This is a genomic window from Capillimicrobium parvum (genome assembly GCF_021172045.1).
Taxonomy (GTDB): Bacteria; Actinomycetota; Thermoleophilia; order Solirubrobacterales; family Solirubrobacteraceae; genus Capillimicrobium; species Capillimicrobium parvum.
The window spans coordinates 1,549,269-1,568,897 of the sequence record NZ_CP087164.1 but is presented as its reverse complement, the minus strand read 5'-3'; the positions used below and the strand labels follow the sequence as shown (position 1 = coordinate 1,568,897).

The following is a 19,629-nucleotide window of genomic DNA, read 5'->3' as shown; positions in this document are numbered from 1 at the left end:
CAGCCCCGCTTCCGGGGGGAGCTGCCGGGCCGATGTTGTCATGATCAGCGGGTGATGGGCCAACCCGCGATCCGTGTGCGAGACCTCCGCAAGTCCTATGGCGAGCTGGAGGCGGTTCGCGGCATCTCCTTCGACGTCGCCCGCGGCGAGGTCTTCGGCCTCCTCGGGCCCAACGGCGCCGGCAAGACGACCACCGTCGAGATCCTCGAGGGCTACCGCGAGCGGACCGCCGGCGACGTCGCCGTGCTCGGCTTCGATCCGGGCCGGCGCACGCGCGAGCTGCGCGAGCGCGTCGGCATCGTCCTCCAGCAGACCGGCATCTACCGCAACATCGGGGTGCGCGAGGCGCTCGTGCACTTCGCCGGGTTCTACCCGTCGCCGCGCGACCCCGACGAGGTGATCGACCTGGTGGGCCTCGCCGGCAAGCAGGACGCACGGGCGCGCACGCTGTCGGGCGGGCAGATGCGCCGGCTGGACCTCGCGCTCGCGCTCATCGGCGACCCGGAGCTGATCTTCCTCGACGAGCCGACCACCGGCTTCGACCCCGCCGCGCGCCGTACGGCCTGGCAGACGATCCGCTCGCTGCGCGACCTCGGCAAGACGGTCCTGCTGACGACGCACTACCTCGACGAGGCGCAGGAGCTGGCCGACCGCGTCGCGATCGTCAAGGGCGGCACGATCCTGGCGGAGGGTGCCCCGCGGGAGCTCGGCGTCGGCCACGGCGCGCGCGTGCGGGTGACGTATCGCAACGCGCTCGGCGAGCAGGTCGAGCACATCACCGACGACCCGACCGGCCTGCTGCACGAGCTGACCGGCGAGGCGCTCGCGCGCGGCGAGCAGCTCGACGACCTCGAGGTCAGCCGGCCGACGCTCGAAGAGGTCTACCTGGAGCTGACGGCCGATGTCTGACGCGCTACGGTTGACCTGGCGGCAGTTCCGCCTCGAGCGCCGCCTGTTCTGGCGCAACCCGAGTGCGGCGTTCTTCAACATGGGGCTGCCGCTGCTGTTCCTCGCGTTCTTCGGCGCGATCTTCCACGGCGACCAGAAGCAGCTCAACGTGATCGTGCCGGGCATCGCCGGCATGTGCGTGCTCTCGGCGACGTTCACCGCGCTCGCCCACAACATGGTCGCGCTGCGCGAGCTCGGCGTGCTCAAGCGGATGCGCGGCACGCCGCTGCCCCCGGGCGCGTACCTCGGCGGGCTCGCCGCCCACGCGATCGTCAACACGGTCGTGCAGGTGGCGATCGTGCTGATCGCCGGCAAGGTGCTCTTCGACGTCAACGGGCTCAAGGAACCCGTCGAGCTCGTGGTGTTCCTGGCGCTCGGCGTCGTCTGCTTCGCCTCGCTGGGCGTCGCGTTCTCGCACGTCATCCCGAACGCGGAGTCCGCGCCGGCCTACGTCAACGCGGTGTTCCTACCGGTCATCTTCATCTCCGGCGTCTTCTACGACTCCAACGACGCGCCCGGGTTCCTGCGCCAGATCGCCGAGATCCTGCCGCTCACGCATCTCATCGACGGGCTCTCCGGAGCGATGGTCACCGGCGCGGGGCTCTCGGACCACGGCGGCGCACTCGCCGTACTCGCGGTGTGGACGGTGTTCGGCATCGTCTTCGCCATCCGCGGCTTCTCGTGGGAGGCGCGCCGCAGCTAAGTGGTTCATCTCGTAACTCTCGGGTCGAGAGTTACGAGACGGGCCACCAGGGCGGGGTGCCCGCGGTGGTCGCGGGCGTGCGGGCGAGCGGCGACCGCGCCCATTCCTCCCGCAGCAGCGACCAGACGACCACGTCGTGGAAGACGTCGCCGTGGCGATGGAAGCGGCGCAGGACGCCCTCGCGGCGGAAGCCGAGCCCGGCGAGCGCGGCCTGCGAGCGCCCGTGCTCGACGTCCGTGTAGGCGCCCAGCCGCTCGAAGCCGAGGTCGCGGAAGGCGAGGTGCGCGACGAGCGCCTTGGCCTCCGCGTTGGCGCCGGTCCCCCAGTGGCTGCGGCCGAGCCAGGTGCCGACGACGGCCCGGCGGTCGCGGCGGCTGATCTCCGACAGGTGGGTGATGCCGATCGGCCCGTCCTCGCGATGCACGACGAGGAGGTCGAGCTGGTCGCCCTGCTCGCGCTGGGCGGGCAGGCTCGCGAGGTAGGCCCGGGCCTGACGTTCCTCGGTGTACGGCCCCCACGAGAACCAGCGCGTGACCTCGGGGTCGGACGCGAGGCGAAAGAGCGCCGGCGCGTCGTCCTCGTCCGGCAGGCGCAGCGAGAGCGTCGGGCCGGTGACGGAGAAGACCATGCGCGCGGATGCTAGGAGCGCGGGCGCCTGCGATAGCGTCGCACGACGTGAGCATCCGCCCGTCGCAGTTCGACCGGGAGGAGCGCGAGGTCGAGTTCAGCCGCGCGCTCGCGTTCAGCGACGGCGTCTTCGCGTTCGCGATCACGCTGCTCGTGACGACGCTCGACGTCCCGTCGCTGTCGGGCGGCGACCTCAACCACCAGCTCTGGGAGGCGCTCTCGGACATCTGGCCGCGGCTGGGCACCTTCTTTCTCTCCTTCGCCGTGATCGGCCTGCTCTGGCTGCGCCACCACCGCCTGTTCTCGCGCGTGCGCCAGCTCGACACGATGGCGCTCGTCCTCAACCTCGCCGCGCTCGCGTTCATCGTGCTGATGCCGTTCTCGACGGAGATCCTCGGCCGCTACGGCCAAACCCCCGTCGCCGTCACGGTGTATGCGCTGAACATCACGTTCGAGGCCGTCGCGTTCATCGTCATGTGGTGGTACTGCGTGCGCCGCGACATGCTCGGCGAGACGCTCACGCCGAGCCAGCGGCGCTACGAGCTGGTCCTGCGCATGGTCATCCCGACCGTGTTCCTCGTGTCGATCCCGCTGGCGTTCTTCGTCTCGACGAACCTGGCCAAGGACACCTGGTTCCTGGCCTTCGTCGGCCAGTGGCTCGTGGCCCGCGTGATGGTCCGCGAGGGCGACCTGCCCGCCCAGGGCTAGCTGTCGAGCCCGGTGACCTGCCGAACGCGGTCGAGTGGGGGTCGGTTGCCGAGGGCGCTGTGGGTGCGCCGCTCGTTGTAGTGGCGCACCCAGTGTGGCAGCGAAGCTCGACGGGCCTCGCTTGAGGCGTATTCGAGCGCGTAGGCCCACTCACGCTGCAGCGTCTGCTGGTAGCGCTCCACTTTGCCGTTGGTGCGCGGCGTGTAGGGCCGCGTGCGGAGGTGATTCATCGCCCTGGCGTGCAGCAGTGCCTTGAGCGTCTTGTTGTGGACGTAGGCGAACGCGTTGTCGGTCATCAGTCGCTCGGCGACGATGCCGTGCTCGAGGAAGAAGTCCAGCGCGCGACGGGTAAACGCGGTGACCGTGGCGGCCTTCTCGTCGTCGTGGATCTCGCTGTAGGCCAGGCGGCTGCAATCGTCGACGATCGAGTGGCAGTACTCCCAACCGACCCGCCGTGAGCGCCTGGTGCGGTCGCCGGTGACGGCGTGGCCGGGCTCGGTGAACTTGCCGAAGCGCTTGACGTCCATGTGCAGCAGGTTGCCGGGGCACGGCCACTCATAGCGGACGACCGCCGGCCGCTCAGGGGCGGGGCGCCGGGACACGCCGGCGCGTTGCAGGACTCGGTGGACGGTCGAGTGCGACCGCGCGATCTCGGGCTCGTCGGCGAGCCTCCGTGGGCTCCATCCGGTCCGCTTGCGCAGCTCGCAGATCCGCTGGGCCTCCTCGGCTGGCACCTGTCGCGGTGAGCGGTGCGGGCGGCTGGAGCGCTCGGTCAGACACGCCAGCGATGTTTGCTCGTCCGGCGTGGCTTGGCGCCAGCGATGCACCCACTCCCACACGGTCGACTTCGAGACGTTCGCCCAGGCGGCCGCCTGGGCGAACGTCTCGCCGTCGTCAACAACACGACGAACGACAACCTCGCGTCCACGCGCGGTGAACCGGGCTCTATGGTGCGCCATCCGGGCCTCCTTGAGACGTGTGAGCTTCGACACCCACACCCTCTCGGCAGGCCCGGACCTACTTCACGGCGTTCGGAACGTCCCTGGGCACGTCAGCTAGAGCAGGATCCGCACCGCCATCTCGTGCGAGCAGCCGGCCTCGAGCATGCGCTGGACCTCGGCGGTCTCGACGTGGTTGCCGCCCGGCCGGGTGGCGGCCAGGAGGAACGCCTGCGTCGTGTTGAAGCCGAGCGTCAGCAGCGCGGCGGCGCGCTCCTGCTCCACGGTGGGCTGCGTGCGGATGCTGGCCATGCGGTCCGTCCTCCGGGAATCGCCGACGACGCGTTGTAATCGCACCAGGGCGCCCGGACGGAACGGCGGCGCAGGCGCGCGGCGGCCTCCACCAGGCGCGGGTTGCGGGGCGGCGCGTTCCCGGGAGGGCATGGACGGCGAAGGGGCGTGGGTCCGGGGGTGGTTCGCGCGCGATTCTGTCGCGTTCACGGCGGATGGCGCCGTCAACGCGACACGCTCGGGCGGGCCCGGTGCGCCCGGGCGGCTCGGGCCGCCGCCGCGCGGCTCAGGCCGAGCGGCGGTCCACGAACAGCGACTGCAGCGCGACGCCGATGCGGCCGCGCTCGTCGTGCAGCGCCGCGACGGCCAGACCGGTGCCGTCGCCGGAGATCGTCGTCTCGGCGTCGAGGGCGATCCATTCGCCGGCCGGCTCGCGCTCCAGGTGCACCGTGAGATCCGGGTTGATGAACACGTGCTCGTGCCAGTCGAGCACGGCGGACGCGCCGTTGCCGAAGTCCGCGGCGGCGAGCGTGCGGCACAGGGCGCTCGGCTCCTCGCCGGGCAGCACCGGCACGCGCAGGCGGATCCAGACGACGGCGCGGCCGCGCTCGCGGTAGCCGCCCGCGGCGAAGCGCAGCTCCACCCCGCCGTTGGCGAAGCTCGGTCCGCCGTCCTCGGTCGCCAGGGTCTGCTGGGCCTCGGGACCGGGGAGCGCCGGCACCGGTGCCGCGTCGGCCGCGACGACCGGGGCGGCGCCCGGCGCGCGCCGCATCCGCAGGGCGAGCGCCTGCATGACGAGCTGCTCGCCCGCGAAGAGCCGCGCGGCCACGAGCTGGACGCGGCGGCCGGGGCGCACCAGCTCCGCCTCGACGCGGAGCTCGGCGACCGGGACGGGGCGCAGCAACTCGAAGGTGAGGCGGGCGACCCGCATGTCCGTGCCCGGCTCGACCCGTTCGATCGCGCGGCCGAGGAGCGCGGCGGGCGCGCCGCCGTGCTGGGCCTGCGGGTCCCACGGCCCGCGGCTCAGCGGCGTCGCGCGGACGCGGTCGGGCGCGCCGTCGACCGGCTCGTACAGCACGTTCACGCCGCGGGCTCGCGGGCCGGGGCCGCGGCCGCGGCCGGGGACGCGGCCGCGGCCGGGGCCGGGGCCGGGGCCGGGGCCGGCGTCAGCGTCTCCGGCACGGGCGGCGGCGTCAGCGCGGCCGCACCGATCACCAGGGCGAACGCCAGCAGCCGCAGCGCCACGCCGAGCGCGTCGTCGGGCATCGGCTCGCCGAAGACGATCGGCCCGGCCGCGATCGTGAAGATGTTCGCCGTCGCGCTCGTCACCGTGATCACCGGCACGACCGGGCCCAGCTGCAGCGAGCGGGCGGAGACGAGCAGCCCGACGAGCGACAGGATCAGGATCACGAACGCGAACGGATGCACGATCACGGCGATCCCGAGGTCGGTGTGGCCCGACAGCGCCTTGATCGTCACGTCGGAGCCGCCCCACAGCAGGCCGGCGGCCACCGCGAGGAAGATGCCGTCGCGTGGGCGCAGGCGCGCGAGCGGCACGAGCACGAGGCCGGCGACCGTCGCCAGCCCGACGTAGCCGGCGAGCGTCCCGAGCTCGTAGTCGGCGTGGGCGGAGTCGCCGGTGTCGCCGAGCGTGGCGGCCAGGAACGCCAGGCCCGCGGCGGTCAGCGCCACCCCGATCCACTCCCGCCGGGTGACCGACTGGCCGAAGAAACGGTCGGCGACGACGGTCAGCAGGACGAGTCCGCCCGCGATGACCGACTGCACGATCGAGATCGGCGCCAGCGCGAGCGCCCCGACGTGGAAGCCCCACGACGTCGTCGCCACGACGCAGCCGACGACGTAGATCGGCGACCGGAACAGGTCGACGGTCGAACGCAGCGGGCGGCGCCACTGCACGTCGGGCGCCGCCACCGCACCGCGGTGCTTGAGCAGGAACCCCACGATCGACATGAGCGCGGTGACGAGCGCCAGGACGACGCCGAGCTGGACGGACAGCGGCACGAGGGCGCAGGGTACGGGCAACCCCACCCGGGCGCGCGGGCCTCCCCCCTTCCGTGCACGCGGAGACGCGCCTAGGGTTCCGGGCGTGCTCGACACCCTCGTCGACGTCGCCCAGGACGCCCTCACCTCGCCGTGGGGCTACGTGGCCCTGTTCGCGTTCGCGGCGATCGACGCGATCATCCCGATGGTGCCGAGCGAGAGCCTCGTCATAACCGCGGGCGTGTTCGCGGCGTCCGGCGACCCGTCGCTACCGCTCGTCGTGGTCGCGGCGGGTCTCGGCGCCATGGTCGGCGACCACCTGTCGTTCTACATCGGGCGCACCGCCGGCACGCGGCTCGTCCGAAGAGCCAAGCCCGGCTCGCGGAGCCGGGCGGCGTTCGACTGGGCCGGCGGCGCGCTCTTCGAGCGCGGAGGGATCATCCTCATCATCGCCCGCTACATCCCAGGCGGCCGCACGGCGGCGACGCTGACGATGGGCACGGTCGGCTACCCGCTGCGCTCGTTCACGCTGTTCGACGCGGTCGCCGCGTTCTCGTGGGCGCTGTACTCCGCCGCCATCGGCTACATCGGCGGCCACGCCTTCGAGGAGGACCCGATCAAGGGGCTGGCCCTCGGCCTGGGCCTCGCGCTGCTGCTCGCCGGGGTGATCGAGGTCGTCCGCCACGTGCGCGCCCGCCGCTCACGACGCGGCGCCGCCGCGGTCCCGGCCGAGCCGGGCGAGGCGCACGGCTGCGAGTCCCCCTGACGCCCCCGCGCCGCCGGCCTTGATCCTCGCTTGAGGGAAGCGCGCTTCTCTGTGGAGCGATGTCCCGGCCCTCCGTCAACGCGATCCGCCGTGCGGGCGTCGCGGGCGCTCTGGGTGCCGGGCTCGCGCTGCTCGGCATCTCGCTGGCCGGCATCGCCTCGCTGGACTCCGACCTGCGCGCCGCCAGCCAGCAGCCGCAGCGGCCGGCCGTCCGCGACCACCGGGTCAGCTTCGAGCAGCGGCGACCGGGAGCGTGTCACCGTCCGGACGCCGCCCAGCAGGATCAGCCGCGTTGGCAGCCGGCGCCGGCCCCGGCGTCGCTTCCGACCACGTAGCCGGCAGCCGCACCGTCACCCGCAGTCCGCCGCCCGGGCGCGGCTCGAGCTCCACCGCACCGCCGTGCGCCTCGGCCACGGAGCGCACGATCGACAGGCCCAGCCCGGCCCCGGGCGGGCCGTCGCCGCGGCGCGCCAGGCGCTGGAACGGCTCGAGCAGCCGCGCCGCGGACGCGACGGGCACGGGCGCGCCACTGTTGGCGACGACGACCTCCGCGCCGCCGGCGCGCACGTGCACGTCGACGGTCGCCCAGCCGCCGGGCACGTTGTGGCGCACGGCGTTCTCGACGAGGTTGGCCACCATGCGGGCCAGCAGCGCGGGATCGCCCTCGATGACGACGGGCTCGGGCGCCGACACGGTCAGCTCGACGGCGAGGCCGTCGTCCGTGCGCCCGGCCGCGCGCCACGCCGCGGCCGCCAGGTCGACGGGCTCGCGGCGCTCCAGGCCGGCGTCCGAGCGCGCCAGCACCAGCAGGCCGTCGAGCAGCGCCTCGCACTCGACGACGGCGTCGCGCACGGTCTCGCCCATCCCGCGCAGGTCGGTCATCCGGGCGTCCGGATCGGCGAGCGTGACCTCGACCTCGGCGCGCAGCACGGTCAGCGGCGTGCGCAGCTCGTGCGACGCGTTGGCGACGAACCGGCGCTGGCTGGAGAAGGCGGCGGCCAGTCGGTCGAGCATGGCGTCGAAGGTGTCCGCGAGCTCGCGCAGCTCGTCCTGCGGGCCGCCGAGCGCGATGCGCTCGTCCTCGAGGCGGTCCTGCGAGACGCGCCGGGCCGTCGCGGTGATCTCCGACAGCGGCCGTAGGACCCGCCCGGCCATGACCCACCCGAGCGCGACCGACACGAGCGTCGTGCCGGCCAGCGCGAGCAGGTACTGGCCGCGCAGGTCGGCGAGGGCGCTCGCCGCCGCGTCGTCGGGCAGCGTGCGGTCGAAGTGACGCGAGACGAGCCAGTAGGAGATGCCGAGCAGCACTGCGCCCGCGGCGAGGAACAGCGCTGCGTACAGGGCGGTGAGGCGGGCCCGGATCGAGATCGGCAGCGAGCGCATGGGTGCCGTCACCGGACGCGGTAGCCGGCGCCCACGACGGTGTCCACCACCGGCGGGTCGCCGAGCTTGCGGCGCAGCGTCATGACCGTCATGCGCACCGTGTTCGTGAAGGGGTCGGCGTGCTCGTCCCAGACGCGCTCGAGCAGCTCCTCGACGGAGACCGTCGCGCCGTCGGCGGCCATGAGGGCCTCGAGCACGCCGAACTCCTTCGGCGTGAGCTCGACGGGCACGCCGGCGCGGCGGACCTCGCGGCGGGCGGGGTCGAGCTCGACCTCGCCGGCGCGCAGGACGGGCGGGCGGGCCTGGCCGTTGCGGCGGGCCAGGGCGTGGACCCGGGCGACCAGCTCGGCGAAGGCGAACGGCTTGGGCAGGTAGTCGTCGGCGCCGAGCGCGAGGCCGTCGACGAGGTCGTCGAGGGTCCCCGAGGCCGTCAGCATGAGGACCTTCGTGTCGGGCTGCTCGGCCGCGAGCGCGCGGCAGACGTCGTCGCCGTGGACCTCGGGCAGGTCGCGGTCGAGCACCACGACGTCGTAGTCGATGACGCGCGCCTTGAACAGGGCGGCGGCGCCGTCGGGCGCGATGTCGACGGCCACCCCCTCGCGGCGCAGGCCGCGCGCGACCGCGTCCGCGACCCGGTGCTCGTCCTCGGCGACCAGTACGCGCATGGGAAGATGGTCCGAGCGGGCTGTAAGCCGAGGGTAAAACCTCTGCGGCATTTATCGCACCCTGACGCGGGGTATGGCACCTTGGCACCCATGAGCTCCGACCACCCCATCCGCGAGACGCGGCCCGAGCCCTCGCCGCGCGACGCGCTCGAGGAGGTCCTCTTCGAGGTCAAGCGGGTGATCGTCGGTCAGGACGCGATGCTCGAGCGCCTGCTCGTCGCGCTGCTGGCCGGCGGCCACGTGCTCCTCGAAGGCGTCCCCGGCCTCGCGAAGACCCTCACCGTCAAGACGCTGGCCGAGGCCGTCGGCGGCAAGTTCACCCGCGTGCAGTTCACGCCCGACCTGGTCCCCGCGGACCTCGTCGGCACCCGCGTGCTCAAGGCGGGCGGCGGCGGCTTCGACGTCGAGCTCGGCCCCGTGTTCGGCAACCTCGTCCTCGCGGACGAGATCAACCGCGCCCCCGCCAAGGTGCAGTCCGCGCTGCTCGAGGTGATGCAGGAGCAGCAGGTCACGATCGGCGGGACCACGTATCCGGTGCCCACGCCGTTCCTCGTCCTCGCGACGCAGAACCCGATCGAGTCCGAGGGCACGTACCCGCTGCCCGAGGCCCAGGTCGACCGCTTCCTGCTCAAGCTGCTCGTCGGCTACCCGACCCCGGGCGAGGAGGCCGCGGTCGTCGGCCGCTCGCTGCGCGGCCCCGTGGTCGTCGAGAAGCGCCTGGAGCTCAGCGACCTCGAGACGCACCGCCGGACGGTCGCCGAGGTGTTCGTCGATCGCGACGTGGTGGGCTACGCCGTCGCGCTCGCCGACGCCACGCGCCGGCCGGCCGAGCACGGCCTGGAGGACCTGGTGCCGTTCGTCGAGTACGGGGCCAGCCCGCGTGGGCCGATCGGCCTCGTCCACGCGGCGCGCGCGCTGGCCATGCTGCGCGGGCGGCGTCACGTGGTCGCCGCCGACGTGCGCGACCTCGCGCCGGACGTGCTGCGCCATCGCCTCGTGATGTCCTACGACGCCCTCGCCGAGGGGATCACCGCCGAGGACGTCCTCGACCGCGTGCTCGAGGCCGTGCCGCTGCCCGCCGGCGAGCGGCGCCGCGCGAACGACGCGAGGGACCAGTACGCGGCATGAGCCCCCGGGCCGCTGCCGGGGCCGAGTTCCTGCACGTCCCGCCGGGCCGCCAGGGTCCGGGGCCGCTGCCGGGCGGCCTGGTCGACACGCTCGACCTCACCGTCGCCCAGAAGGCGGCCGGCGTGCTGCCCGGCGACCGCCGCGCGCCGGGCCTGGGCCAGGGCACGGAGCTGGCGCAGCTGCGCCCGTACGTGCCCGGCGACGACGTGCGCCAGCTCGACCCGGCGGCGACGGCCCGCACCGGCATCCCGCACGTGCGCCAGCAGGTGCCCGAGCGGGCGCTGACGACGTGGGTCGCGCTCGACGTGTCCCCGTCGATGGCGTTCGGCACGGCCGACCGCCTGAAGTCCGACGTGGCCGAGGGCGTGGCGCTCGTGGTGTCGCGCCTGGCGCTGCGGCGCGGCGGGCGGATCGCGCTCGCGACGTCCGGCGCCGCGGCCGAGCGGCTGCTGCCGCCGCGCAGCGGGCGCGGCGCGCTGGCGGGGATCCGCCGCGTCCTCGCCGAGGGGGTGGCGGTGGACGGTGCCCACGCCCACGACCCGGCTCACCCCTCGCCGCTGGCCCGCTCACTGTCGCGCCTGCGCACGCTCACGCCGAACCCGGGCCTCATCGTCGTGGTCTCCGACTTCCGCGGCCCGCGCGACTGGCGGCCGCCGCTGGCCGCCCTCGCGCACCGGCACGCCGTTCTCGCGGTGGAGGTGCGCGACCCGCGCGAGGAGACCCTGCCCTCCGTCGGGCCGCTGGCGTTGATCGACCCGGAGACCGGCGCGCGGATCGAGGTCGACACCTCCTCGCGACGCCTGCGCGACCGTTTCGCCGCCGCGGCGAGCGCCGACCGCGCCGCCATCGCGGACGAGTTGCGCCGCGCCCGCAGCCAGCACGTCGTCCTCTCCACCGAGGGCGACTGGCTGCGTGTTCTGGGCCGCCGGCTGAGCTGACGCTGTCCGGGGACGGACCCTGCCGCCCTCGCCGTCTTAGCGCCGCCGCTCTCGCAAACCACTCAGCAAAGGCCAAGGTTTGTCCATTTCGGCGCGCCTGCGCGCCACATCCCAACCAAGTGCCACTTGCCCCCTTGAGTGATTGATACTTATAGTCATCATCACGAGCGCGTCTCGGAGCGAGACAGAAAGGAGCCGCTGAACGGTCGACCCGATCGCTCGAGCGGCGCACTTTCAGCGCTGATCGAATAACTCTTTCAACCGAACGGAGACGTTCAAGCGTGACTCCAGTGTCAACGGCCCAGCCTGGGCCGCGGGTGCCGCGAAGCGAGCAGGACCTCGAGACGAGGATGGCCAAGGCCCTGGCCCACCCGCTCCGCGCACGGATCCTCACCCGCCTCAACGAACGCGTGGCCAGCCCGAACGAGCTCTCGCGCGAGCTGAGCGAGCCGCTCGGCAACGTCAGCTACCACGTCAAGGCGCTGCTCGAGCTGCGCTGCGTCGAGTTGGTCGACACCGCCCAGCGGCGCGGCGCCATCGAGCACTACTACCGGGCCATCACGAGGGCGCGACTCGACCACAGCGCGTTCAAGAAGCTGCCGGCGAGCGTGCGCGGAGAGATCTCGGGCGCGACCGTCGAGGAGGCCATCAACGACGTCTCCAAGGCCTTCAAGGCCGGGACGTTCGACGCTCGCACGGACCGCCATGCGAGCTTCACCCGGCTCACGCTCGACGAGCAGGCCTTCGGCGAGCTCGCGGACGCGGTCGGCCGGCTGATGGAGCGCGCCCTCGAGCTGCAGACCGAGAGTGCCGGGCGCCGGACGAACGGCAACACGGGAGGCGAGGTCCTGACCGGCCTGACGCTCCTCGCCTACGAGGCGGCGCCGATCTGAGCGCCGCCCGTCGCCGGACGGCGCGGGCGGCCGATCCGGCCGGCCACCCGCACCCACGGCGCGCCGCCCTCGGGGCCGGCAGGTCTGCTGCGTGCTGACCGTCCTGGCCTGGCCGGCCTCGGTCACGAACGTCACCTCGATCGGGACCTTGCGGCTCTTCGGGCACTTCTGCGCCGACTGGAGGTAGCCGACCGTCCTGCCCTTGACCCGCTTGGTGATCCTGCGATCGTCGACGTGACGTTCGTCTGGGCGTTGTCGATGCCGTCGAACGCGTGCAGGAGGTTGTCCGGCACCGTGAACTCCAGCGCCTGCCCCTTGCCGCCGAACGCCGGCACGTAGCGCGCGCGCTGTCGAGTGACCTCTGGGAACGCCTGTGTTTCCCGCCGGGAAGCGTGACACGGATCGGTGTCACCGTGCAAGCGCGTTACCGTGCCCGCCCATGCCCGCCCCCATCCTGATCGGCTTCGACGGATCGCCGAGCGCCCGCCAGGCCATCGAACGCGCCGCTCACGTCCTCGGCCCCCGGCCCGCCACCGTCGTCTTCGTCTGGGATCCCGTCGCGCCGGGCCCCGCCGGCGACCCGTTCGGCCTCGTCTCGCCGATGTACGATCCGTCCCAGATCGAGGGCGTCAACCAGACGATCCGCACGAACGCGGACGCGATCGCCGCCCAGGGCGCCGCGCTCGCGCGCGAGGCCGGCCTCGACGCGCAGCCGAAGACCGCCGAGATGCGGGGCAGCATCTGGTCCACGATCCTCGAGACCGCCGAGGAGACCGGAGCCGAGCTGGTCGTGGTCGGTGCCCGGGGGCACTCGAAGGTCCGCTCGCTGCTGCTCGGCAGCGTCTCGAACGGCGTCGTCCATCACGCCGCGCTGCCCGTGCTCGTCCTGCCCGCGCGCGGCGCGGACAAGAACGACGACTGAGCCCGGCGCGCGGGCCGCTCAGCCGGTGGCGCGGGCCGCTCAGCCGGTGGCGCGGGCCGCTCAGCCGGTGGCGCGGGCCGCTCAGCCGGTGGCGCGGCCCGAGGCGTCGCCGGCGTCCTCGGCGTCCTCGGCGACCTCGACGAAGTGCAGCACGACGCGGCCGAGGAGGATCTCGTCGCCGTCGGAGAGGATCGCCGCCTCCACGCGCTGCCCGTTGACCCACGTCCCGTTCAGCGAGCGGTCGTCGAGGACCACGGCGCGCCCGTTGCGCTCGACGATGCGCGCATGGCGCCGCGAGACGCTCGCGTCGTCGAGATGGACGTCGACGCTCAGGCCGCGGCCGATCCGCGTGACGCGGCCGCGGCGCAGCGGCAGCACCGTCGTGCCGCTCGCCGACCGCACGGCCACGTAGCGGCCGGGCTGCGGGCGCTCGACCGACAGCGCGGAACGGTCCAGCTCACGCGAGTTGAGGACCTGGGTGTGCTCGGGATCGGGCTGTTTGGTCATCGTCTCCGGGGGCAGTTCGACGCCCAGCGGGCTGTGAGGCTTGTGAAGGAAGCACCCGCCGGGCGCGCTCCAACATTTTCGCGTGAATCTGAAGAAGGCCCAAGGGCTTCCTAAAGATGTGCGAGCCGAGCCTTCCCCCAGGATGACAGACCTATGCGGTCGCGGCCCCCGCGCGGCGCCCCGCGACGAGGCGCGTCAGGCGCGCGCGATGCGTCCCGGTGCCGCCCAGCAGAGTGGCGTCGAGCTGCGCTCGCTTGTAGAACCAGTGCACGTCGGCCTCCCACGTGAAGCCGATCCCGCCGTGGGCCTGGATCGCCGACGCGGTCACCTCGCGCCCCGCCTCCGACGCGGCCGCCTTCGCCAGCGACGCCCCCTCCGCCAGCCGATCGGCGTCCGCGTCCGCCGCCCACGCCGCGAAGTACGTCGCGGACCGCGCCGACTCCGTGTACAGCAGCATCTGCGCGCAGCGGTGCGAGACCGCCTGAAACGCACCGACCGGCGTGCCGAACTGCTTGCGCTCCTTGACGTACTCGAGGGTCATCTCCAGCGCGCGCTGGCTGATCCCGACGAGCTCGGCCGACACCGCGATCGCGCCTCGGTCCACGCCCGCCGCCACGTCGCCGGTCAGCGCCTCGCCTGCTCCGGTGCCGTCGGCCCGCATCCGCCCGTACGCGCGGGTCGGGTCGATGGTCTTGACCGCCTCGACCGAGGCCGGATCGACGAGCCGGGCGCCGCCGTCGGCGTCCAGGGCGACGACGACCCCGGCGCCGGGCGCGTCCGGGATCAGCCCGTCGGCCGGGCCCAGCGCGCCGGTGATCTCCCCGGACGCCAGCCCGGGCAGCCAGCGGGCCCGCTGATCGTCGGAGCCGCCGTGCTCGATGGCCGCGGCCGCGAGGACCGTGCCGAGAAGCGGGGTGACCGCGCACGCGTAGCCGAGCTCCTCGAGCAGGATCGCCAGCTCCAGGGTGCCGAGCCCCTGGCCGCCGTGCTCCTCGGCGACGGCGATGCCGGGCCAGCCCAGATCGCGCAGCTCGTTCCACAGCGCAGCGTCGGGCGTGCCGGACTCGGCCGCCTCGCGCACCCGGTCCAGCGACGAGCGCGACGCGAGGAGGTCGTGTGCGGTGCGCTTGATGTCCTGCTGGTCCGCGGTGAAGTCGAAGTTCATGTCGCGATGTCCTTTCAGCGCATCCGGGGCAGGCCGAGGACGCGCTCGGCGACGATGTTCTTGAGGATCTCCGTCGTGCCGCCCTCGATCGAGTTGCCGCGCGCGCGCAGCAGCTCGTAGGCCCAGGGCGAGTCGGCGACCAGCGCGTCGGCGCCGAGGATGTCGGCCGCCAGCTGCACGAGCTGCTGGTTGGTGTCCGACCACATCCACTTCGTCAGCGAGCCCTCCGGTCCCGGCTGGCCGTACTTCTCGATGGCGGTCAGCCCGCGGTACGCGGTGAGGCGCAGCACCTCGACGCGCACGTGCAGGTCGCCGAGCTTCTCGGCGACCACCGGATCGTCGAGCAGCCCGCGCGCGGCCGCCTCGTCGATGAGCTTGTCGAGCTGCTGGCGGAGCCGTACCTGCAGGAAGAACGCGAGGCCCGCGCGCTCGTTCATGAGGGTCGTCAGCGCGACCTTCCAGCCGTTGCCGACGCCGCCCACGACGTTGTCGTCCGAGATCCGCGCTCCCTCGAGGAAGAGCTCGTTGAACTCGGACTCGCCGGTGATCTGACGCAGCGGACGGACCTGGACGCCCTCCTGCTCCATGTCGAGCACGAAGTACGTCAGGCCCTGGTGCTTCTTCGGCGCGTCCGGGTCGGTGCGCGCGACGAGCATGCACCACTTCGCGTACTGCGCACCGCTCGTCCACACCTTCTGCCCGGTGACGACCCACTCGTCGCCATCCTTCACCGCCCGGGTCTTCACCGCGGCGAGATCGGAGCCGGCGTCAGGCTCGCTGAAGCCCTGGCACCAGGTCTCCTCGGCGCTGAGGATCGTCGGTAGCAGCCGCTCCTTCTGGGCGTCGGTGCCCCACACCATGAGCGTCGGCCCGGCGAGCAGGAGGCCGAGCACGTCGGCGGGCAGCGGCGCCCCGGCGCGGCCGAGCTCCTCGAAGAAGATCGCCGACTGCGTCAGCGTGGCGCCCCGGCCGCCGTACTCCTGCGGCCAGTGCACGCCCGCCCAGCCGCCGGCGCCGAGCTGGCGCTGCCAGTCGCGCCGCCAGCGCCAGTGGGCGTCCTCGTCGTGGCGCGGCTCGGGGCCGGGCTCGTGGGAGTCGAACCACGCCCGCAGCTCGTCGCGGAACGCGGTCTCGGCATCGTTGAACGTCAGGTCCATTCAGGGGCCTCCTGGTAAGCAGACGGGGCCCGCCTCCCCGCCGCAGGATTCAGCAGCTCACCCTGCATCGGCGGAGGCGGCGGTCGGCACCCCTAGCTGCACGGCGCAGTTGACAAGGGAGTCTTCGAGGGACGGCAGCGACGCGCCCTCGCGCAGGCGCGCACAGACGAGCTGGTCGATGCCGGCGGCGAGCGCGAAGAACGCGTCGTCGGACTTCGGCGCGGGGCCGCCGGCGGCGGCCGAGAAGGTCGCCCGGTAGCGCTCGGCGAAGCGCCACAGCGCGGCATCGCGGGCCGCGCCGGCGGCCGGGCCGGCGACGTGGATCTCGAACAGGTGCGCGCGGGCGAAGCGCGGCTCGGCGTCGAGCTCGGCGAGGTATGCGCGCATCGCGGCGCGCAGCTTGTCCCGCCAGTCCCCGGGCTCGGCCTGCACCGCCGCCTCGATGCGCTCGACGAGGACGTCGACGCCGTGGCGGTAGGCCTCGAGGAAGCACGCCTCCTTGGAGGCGAACAGCGCGTAGAACGTGCCGCGCGACACGCGCGCGGCCTTCACCGCGTCCGCGACCGTCGCAGCCGCGTAGCCCTGCTCGCCCACGACGCGCGTCATCGCCTCGAGCAGGCGTGCGGACTGCCCGCCGGCGCGCGGGCCCAGGAGAGGCTCGACCTCGGGATGCTCGCCGACGAGTGAGCGGACCGCCACGGCGCGTACCTTAGGGGTACGTGTCTGTACTTGCAAGGTACGCGCCGCGAGCCAGTCGCTGCACGAGCGGCGTGATCGGCTCCTCCACGCCCAACAGCGCCTTGCCGTAGGCCTCCTGGTCGACGAGCACGTCCACCACCGTCCGGGCGCAGCTGGTCTGGTAGCCCGGCTGTCGATTCCGGCGCGTGCCGTTTGTCGTCGTCATACACGGGCCGCAACGCGCAGGCCCGACGACGATGCGAAGGAGCGGCGACATGGTCAAGGAGTTCGTGGTGCGCTGGGAGGGCGAGCTGCCCGCAGGCCCGGAGGCGGTGTGGGACGCGATCACGCGGCATGCCGACGGCTACATGTGGCGCATCGACTACGAGCCCCGCGTGGGCGGTAGCGAACGCGGGCTGACGGCGACGGGCGGGACCGTCACGGCGTGGGACCCGCCGCGCCACTTCGCCACGCGCACCCGGCCGGAGACCGAGCGCGACGGCGTGAACGAGCTCGACTACGTCCTGGAGCCGCTCGGCGCCATCACCTACCTGCACTACACGCACCGTTGCGAGGTGCCCGCCGACGACTTCGATCGCCAGCTCGACGCGTGTCGCCGGCACACGACGTTCTACCAGCACTCGCTGGGCCAGTACGCGTGCCACTTCGCCGGTCGCCGGGCGACCTATGTGAGCGTCGACGCGCCCGAGTCGTCCGTGGGCGGCGGGTTCGTCGCGCTGCGCCGGGCGCTCGGTCTGGCCGACGACGTCGTGGCCGGCGACCCCGTCCGCCTGACACCGTCCGGGATGGAGTCGATCGACGGGGTGGTGGACCACGCGGCGGGCTCGTTTCTCGGCGTGCGCAGCGCCGATGCCCTGTACCGCATCTACGGGCGCGACGCGTGGGGCTGGCCGGCCGGCATCGCGCACCATCTGTTCGCCGATGGCGTCGACCAGGCGCGCAGCGAACGGGCGTGGGGCGATTGGGTCGCCGAGGTCTTCGCGCATGAGAAGGTGGCGTGATGGCGCAATACGCGGTGCTGATCTTCGAGCGCGTGGCCCCGGCGGACCTGCCGTCGGAGGTCATGCAGGCGCACATGGACCTACCCGGCCGCATCGCGCAAGCGGGTGGCCGCGTCGTCGCCGGCCTCGCGCTCGAGCCACCGGAGACGGCCGGCACGATCCGCGGCGGCGAGGTGACCGACGGGCCGTTCATCGAGACCAAGGAGGTGCTCGGCGGCGTCTTCGTGATCGAAGCCCGCGACCGCGAGCACGCGCTCGCGCTCGCGAAGCTGACGCCCATCGTGGACGGCGGCGTCGAAGTCCGGGCGCTCGTCGACTTCCAGGTCCTGGAGGACGACTGACAGGGATCGAGCAGGCCGTCGCCGACGCGCACCGGCACGAGTGGGCGTTCGTGCTCGCCGCGACGGTGCGGGTCACGCGCGACCTCGACACCGCCGAGGAGGCGGTGCAGGACGCCTATGTCCAGGCGCTGCAGACCTGGACGCGCGACGGCGTGCCGGCCAACCCGGGCGCGTGGCTGACGACCGTCGCTCGGCGGCGGGCGCTGAACCTCCTGCGGAGGATTCGCACGCTCGAGGCCAAGCTTCCGCTGCTGGTCGAGCCGGCGGGCACCGAGGGACCTGAAGCGGACCCCGACCCCGAGACCGCCGTGATCCCCGACGACCGCCTGCGGCTGATCTTCACCTGCTGCCATCCGGCGCTCTCCCGGCAGGCGCAGGTGGCGCTCACGCTGCGCCTCGTGTGCGGGGTCGCGACGCCCGACGTCGCCCACGCGTTCCTCGTCTCGGAACCCACGATGGCCGCCCGCATCACGCGCGCCAAGAAGAAGATCGCGGCAGCCGGCATCCCGTATGAGATGCCGGCGGCCGGCGCGCTGCCCGAGCGACTCGACGCGGTGCTGACCGTCGTGTACCTGCTCTACACCGCCGGGCACACGGCGCGCACTGGCGACGAACTCGTGCGTGGCGGGCTGACCGGCCGCGCGCTCGACCTGGCACGGCTGCTGCATCGCCTCATGCCGGCCGAGCCCGAGACGGCCGGACTGCTCGCCCTGCTGCTTGTCCACCAGGCGCGCCAAGCGACCCGCACGGATCCCGCGGGAGCGCTGGTTCGCCTCGCCGACCAGGATCGCGCCGCGTGGGACCGCGAGCCCATCGCCGAGGCCGACCGCCTGCTCACCGCGGCGCTGCGAGCGGGGCCGCCCGCGCGGTTCGTCCTCCAGGCGGCGATCGCCGCGCTCCATGCTCAAGCCCCCACGTACGAGGAGACCGACTGGCCGCAGATCCTCACCCTCTACGACGAGCTGCTGCGCATCTGGCCGTCGCCGGTCGTCGCGCTCAACCGTGCGGTCGCCCTGTCGATGGTCGAGGGGCCCGAGGCCGCCCTCGACGCCGTCGAGGCACTCGAGCGTGACGACCGACTCGCCGGCTACAGCTACCTGCCGTCCACCAAGGCGGATCTCCTGCACCGGCTCGGCCGCGACGCCGAGGCCGCCGGCGCCTACCGCGCGGCGCTTGCGCTGACCGACAACGCGGCCGAGCGGGAGTTCCTGGAGCAGCGGCTCGCCGTCGAGCCAGGATGACCTACACCGCGGGCGGCGGCTCGCGCAGCAGGTCGTCGAGGTCGAGGTCGCCGAAGCTCATCGTGATCTCGCCCCGCTCGTCGCGCGGCCACTGGTCGGGCGGCCGGTCCCAGGCGAGCTCGAGGTCGTTGCCGTCCGGATCCGACAGGTAGACCGCCTCGTGCGTGCCGTGGTCGGAGAGCTGGCGCAGCGGCCAGCCGACCGCCTGCAGCCGGCGCACCGCGTCGGCCAGGCCGGCCCGCGTCGGGTAGTTGATCGCGACGTGGTGCAGGCCCGCGACGCCGTCGGGCTGCGGGCCGCCGCCGGCCGACTTCCACGTGTTGAAGCCGAGGCGGTGGTGGTAGCCGCCGGCCGACAGGAAGAGGATGTCGCCGGTCGTCCCCCATCCGGGCACGTCGCGCTCCTCGGCCATCACGTCGAAGCCGAGCACGCCGACGTAGAAGTCGCGGACGCGGTCGATGTCGGCGGTGCGCAGGTGGACGTGGCCGATGGTGATGCCGGGGTCGATCGGGTTGGGCGCGCGCTGGGGCATGAGCTGGAGTATGGCCCTCAGCGCGACTCGCTCACCGCCGCGCGGACCGCCCGCGCGACCAAGCTCGTTACCATC

24 protein-coding genes are annotated in these 19,629 nt (G+C 73.3%); 11 read left to right on the top strand and 13 right to left on the bottom strand.

Annotated elements, in window-relative coordinates; genetic code table 11:
* Window positions 1–54 precede the first annotated feature (54 nt).
* Complete coding sequence (locus tag DSM104329_RS07705; protein ID WP_259314814.1) at window positions 55–909, top strand: ABC transporter ATP-binding protein; 855 nt, start codon at window positions 55–57, stop codon at window positions 907–909.
* A complete protein-coding gene (locus DSM104329_RS07700) occupies window positions 902–1,651 on the top strand; it encodes an ABC transporter permease (RefSeq protein WP_259314813.1) in 750 nt (249 codons plus the stop codon). Before DSM104329_RS07705 ends, DSM104329_RS07700 begins: the two co-directional genes overlap by 8 nt.
* Before the next feature lie 31 nt (window positions 1,652–1,682).
* Here DSM104329_RS07700 and DSM104329_RS07695 read toward each other — a convergent pair whose 3' ends face one another.
* Complete coding sequence (locus DSM104329_RS07695) at window positions 1,683–2,279, bottom strand: GNAT family N-acetyltransferase (RefSeq protein ID WP_259314812.1); 597 nt, start codon at window positions 2,277–2,279, stop codon at window positions 1,683–1,685.
* 47 nt (window positions 2,280–2,326) lie between these two features.
* Here DSM104329_RS07695 and DSM104329_RS07690 point away from each other — a divergent pair, with 47 nt between their 5' ends.
* Window positions 2,327–2,986 carry a TMEM175 family protein gene (locus DSM104329_RS07690; RefSeq protein WP_259314811.1) on the top strand — a complete coding sequence of 220 codons (660 nt, stop codon included), beginning with the start codon at window positions 2,327–2,329 and terminating at the stop codon, window positions 2,984–2,986.
* Here the strand turns inward: DSM104329_RS07690 and DSM104329_RS07685 are convergent.
* The 4 genes from DSM104329_RS07685 to DSM104329_RS07670 all read right to left on the bottom strand — a co-directional run bounded on the left by DSM104329_RS07685 (window position 2,983) and on the right by DSM104329_RS07670 (window position 6,237).
* Window positions 2,983–3,945 (bottom strand): IS481 family transposase, encoded by a 963-nt coding sequence (locus DSM104329_RS07685; protein WP_259313933.1) that lies wholly within the window; start codon window positions 3,943–3,945, stop codon window positions 2,983–2,985. The genes DSM104329_RS07690 and DSM104329_RS07685 overlap by 4 nt on opposite strands.
* Before the next feature lie 96 nt (window positions 3,946–4,041).
* Entirely contained in the window at window positions 4,042–4,236 is a 195-nt protein-coding gene (locus DSM104329_RS07680; protein WP_259314810.1) for a hypothetical protein, read from the bottom strand.
* 265 nt (window positions 4,237–4,501) lie between these two features.
* Window positions 4,502–5,299: a thioesterase family protein gene (locus DSM104329_RS07675; RefSeq protein ID WP_259314809.1), complete on the bottom strand. Its 798-nt coding sequence runs from the start codon at window positions 5,297–5,299 to the stop codon at window positions 4,502–4,504.
* Window positions 5,296–6,237: a DMT family protein gene (locus DSM104329_RS07670; RefSeq protein ID WP_259314808.1), complete on the bottom strand. Its 942-nt coding sequence runs from the start codon at window positions 6,235–6,237 to the stop codon at window positions 5,296–5,298. Before DSM104329_RS07670 ends, DSM104329_RS07675 begins: the two co-directional genes overlap by 4 nt.
* Window positions 6,238–6,322: 85 nt before the next feature.
* Between DSM104329_RS07670 and DSM104329_RS07665 the strand changes: the two genes are divergently transcribed.
* Complete coding sequence (locus tag DSM104329_RS07665) at window positions 6,323–6,982, top strand: DedA family protein (RefSeq protein WP_259314807.1); 660 nt, start codon at window positions 6,323–6,325, stop codon at window positions 6,980–6,982.
* A gap of 225 nt (window positions 6,983–7,207) precedes the next feature.
* Here the strand turns inward: DSM104329_RS07665 and DSM104329_RS07660 are convergent, their stop codons facing one another.
* Together DSM104329_RS07660 and DSM104329_RS07655 are read right to left on the bottom strand one after the other, a co-directional pair.
* Complete coding sequence (locus tag DSM104329_RS07660; protein ID WP_259314806.1) at window positions 7,208–8,365, bottom strand: sensor histidine kinase; 1,158 nt, start codon at window positions 8,363–8,365, stop codon at window positions 7,208–7,210.
* Between the two features lie 8 nt (window positions 8,366–8,373).
* Window positions 8,374–9,030 (bottom strand): response regulator transcription factor, encoded by a 657-nt coding sequence (locus DSM104329_RS07655; protein WP_259314805.1) that lies wholly within the window; start codon window positions 9,028–9,030, stop codon window positions 8,374–8,376.
* 90 nt (window positions 9,031–9,120) lie between these two features.
* On the opposite strand from DSM104329_RS07655, the gene DSM104329_RS07650 reads away from it, so the two are divergent.
* The 4 genes from DSM104329_RS07650 to DSM104329_RS07635 all read left to right on the top strand — a co-directional run bounded on the left by DSM104329_RS07650 (window position 9,121) and on the right by DSM104329_RS07635 (window position 12,911).
* A complete protein-coding gene (locus tag DSM104329_RS07650) occupies window positions 9,121–10,158 on the top strand; it encodes an AAA family ATPase (protein ID WP_259314804.1) in 1,038 nt (345 codons plus the stop codon).
* Window positions 10,155–11,096 carry a DUF58 domain-containing protein gene (locus tag DSM104329_RS07645; RefSeq protein ID WP_259314803.1) on the top strand — a complete coding sequence of 314 codons (942 nt, stop codon included), beginning with the start codon at window positions 10,155–10,157 and terminating at the stop codon, window positions 11,094–11,096. The genes DSM104329_RS07650 and DSM104329_RS07645 overlap by 4 nt, the downstream gene beginning before the upstream one ends.
* Window positions 11,097–11,446: 350 nt before the next feature.
* The gene (locus tag DSM104329_RS07640; RefSeq protein ID WP_259314802.1) at window positions 11,447–11,989 is read left to right on the top strand and encodes a helix-turn-helix domain-containing protein; all 543 of its coding nucleotides are present in this window, start codon (window positions 11,447–11,449) and stop codon (window positions 11,987–11,989) included.
* 439 nt (window positions 11,990–12,428) lie between these two features.
* Entirely contained in the window at window positions 12,429–12,911 is a 483-nt protein-coding gene (locus DSM104329_RS07635) for a universal stress protein (RefSeq protein ID WP_259314801.1), read from the top strand.
* 81 nt (window positions 12,912–12,992) lie between these two features.
* Here DSM104329_RS07635 and DSM104329_RS07630 read toward each other — a convergent pair whose 3' ends face one another.
* The 5 genes from DSM104329_RS07630 to DSM104329_RS07610 form a co-directional block, all read right to left on the bottom strand.
* Window positions 12,993–13,418, bottom strand: a complete 426-nt coding sequence (locus DSM104329_RS07630; RefSeq protein WP_259314800.1) for an FHA domain-containing protein — start codon at window positions 13,416–13,418, stop codon at window positions 12,993–12,995.
* A 151-nt stretch (window positions 13,419–13,569) separates the two neighbouring features.
* Window positions 13,570–14,583, bottom strand: coding sequence for an acyl-CoA dehydrogenase family protein (locus DSM104329_RS07625; RefSeq protein ID WP_259314799.1), 1,014 nt, complete (start codon window positions 14,581–14,583; stop codon window positions 13,570–13,572).
* 14 nt (window positions 14,584–14,597) lie between these two features.
* Entirely contained in the window at window positions 14,598–15,740 is a 1,143-nt protein-coding gene (locus DSM104329_RS07620; RefSeq protein ID WP_259314798.1) for an acyl-CoA dehydrogenase family protein, read from the bottom strand.
* A gap of 57 nt (window positions 15,741–15,797) precedes the next feature.
* Window positions 15,798–16,439 carry a TetR/AcrR family transcriptional regulator gene (locus DSM104329_RS07615; protein WP_259314797.1) on the bottom strand — a complete coding sequence of 214 codons (642 nt, stop codon included), beginning with the start codon at window positions 16,437–16,439 and terminating at the stop codon, window positions 15,798–15,800.
* Between the two features lie 10 nt (window positions 16,440–16,449).
* Window positions 16,450–16,644 carry a hypothetical protein gene (locus tag DSM104329_RS07610; protein WP_259314796.1) on the bottom strand — a complete coding sequence of 65 codons (195 nt, stop codon included), beginning with the start codon at window positions 16,642–16,644 and terminating at the stop codon, window positions 16,450–16,452.
* 49 nt (window positions 16,645–16,693) lie between these two features.
* On the opposite strand from DSM104329_RS07610, the gene DSM104329_RS07605 reads away from it, so the two are divergent.
* Genes DSM104329_RS07605 through DSM104329_RS07595 form a run of 3 tightly spaced genes read left to right on the top strand, consistent with a single transcriptional unit; the run spans window position 16,694 to window position 19,022 of the window.
* Window positions 16,694–17,440, top strand: a complete 747-nt coding sequence (locus tag DSM104329_RS07605; RefSeq protein WP_259314795.1) for an SRPBCC family protein — start codon at window positions 16,694–16,696, stop codon at window positions 17,438–17,440.
* Window positions 17,440–17,781 carry a YciI family protein gene (locus DSM104329_RS07600; RefSeq protein ID WP_259314794.1) on the top strand — a complete coding sequence of 114 codons (342 nt, stop codon included), beginning with the start codon at window positions 17,440–17,442 and terminating at the stop codon, window positions 17,779–17,781. The genes DSM104329_RS07605 and DSM104329_RS07600 overlap by 1 nt, the downstream gene beginning before the upstream one ends.
* A gap of 50 nt (window positions 17,782–17,831) precedes the next feature.
* Window positions 17,832–19,022 carry an RNA polymerase sigma factor gene (locus DSM104329_RS07595; protein ID WP_259314793.1) on the top strand — a complete coding sequence of 397 codons (1,191 nt, stop codon included), beginning with the start codon at window positions 17,832–17,834 and terminating at the stop codon, window positions 19,020–19,022.
* A gap of 1 nt (window position 19,023) precedes the next feature.
* Here the strand turns inward: DSM104329_RS07595 and DSM104329_RS07590 are convergent, their stop codons facing one another.
* Complete coding sequence (locus DSM104329_RS07590; RefSeq protein ID WP_259314792.1) at window positions 19,024–19,554, bottom strand: VOC family protein; 531 nt, start codon at window positions 19,552–19,554, stop codon at window positions 19,024–19,026.
* Window positions 19,555–19,629: the final 75 nt, after the last annotated feature.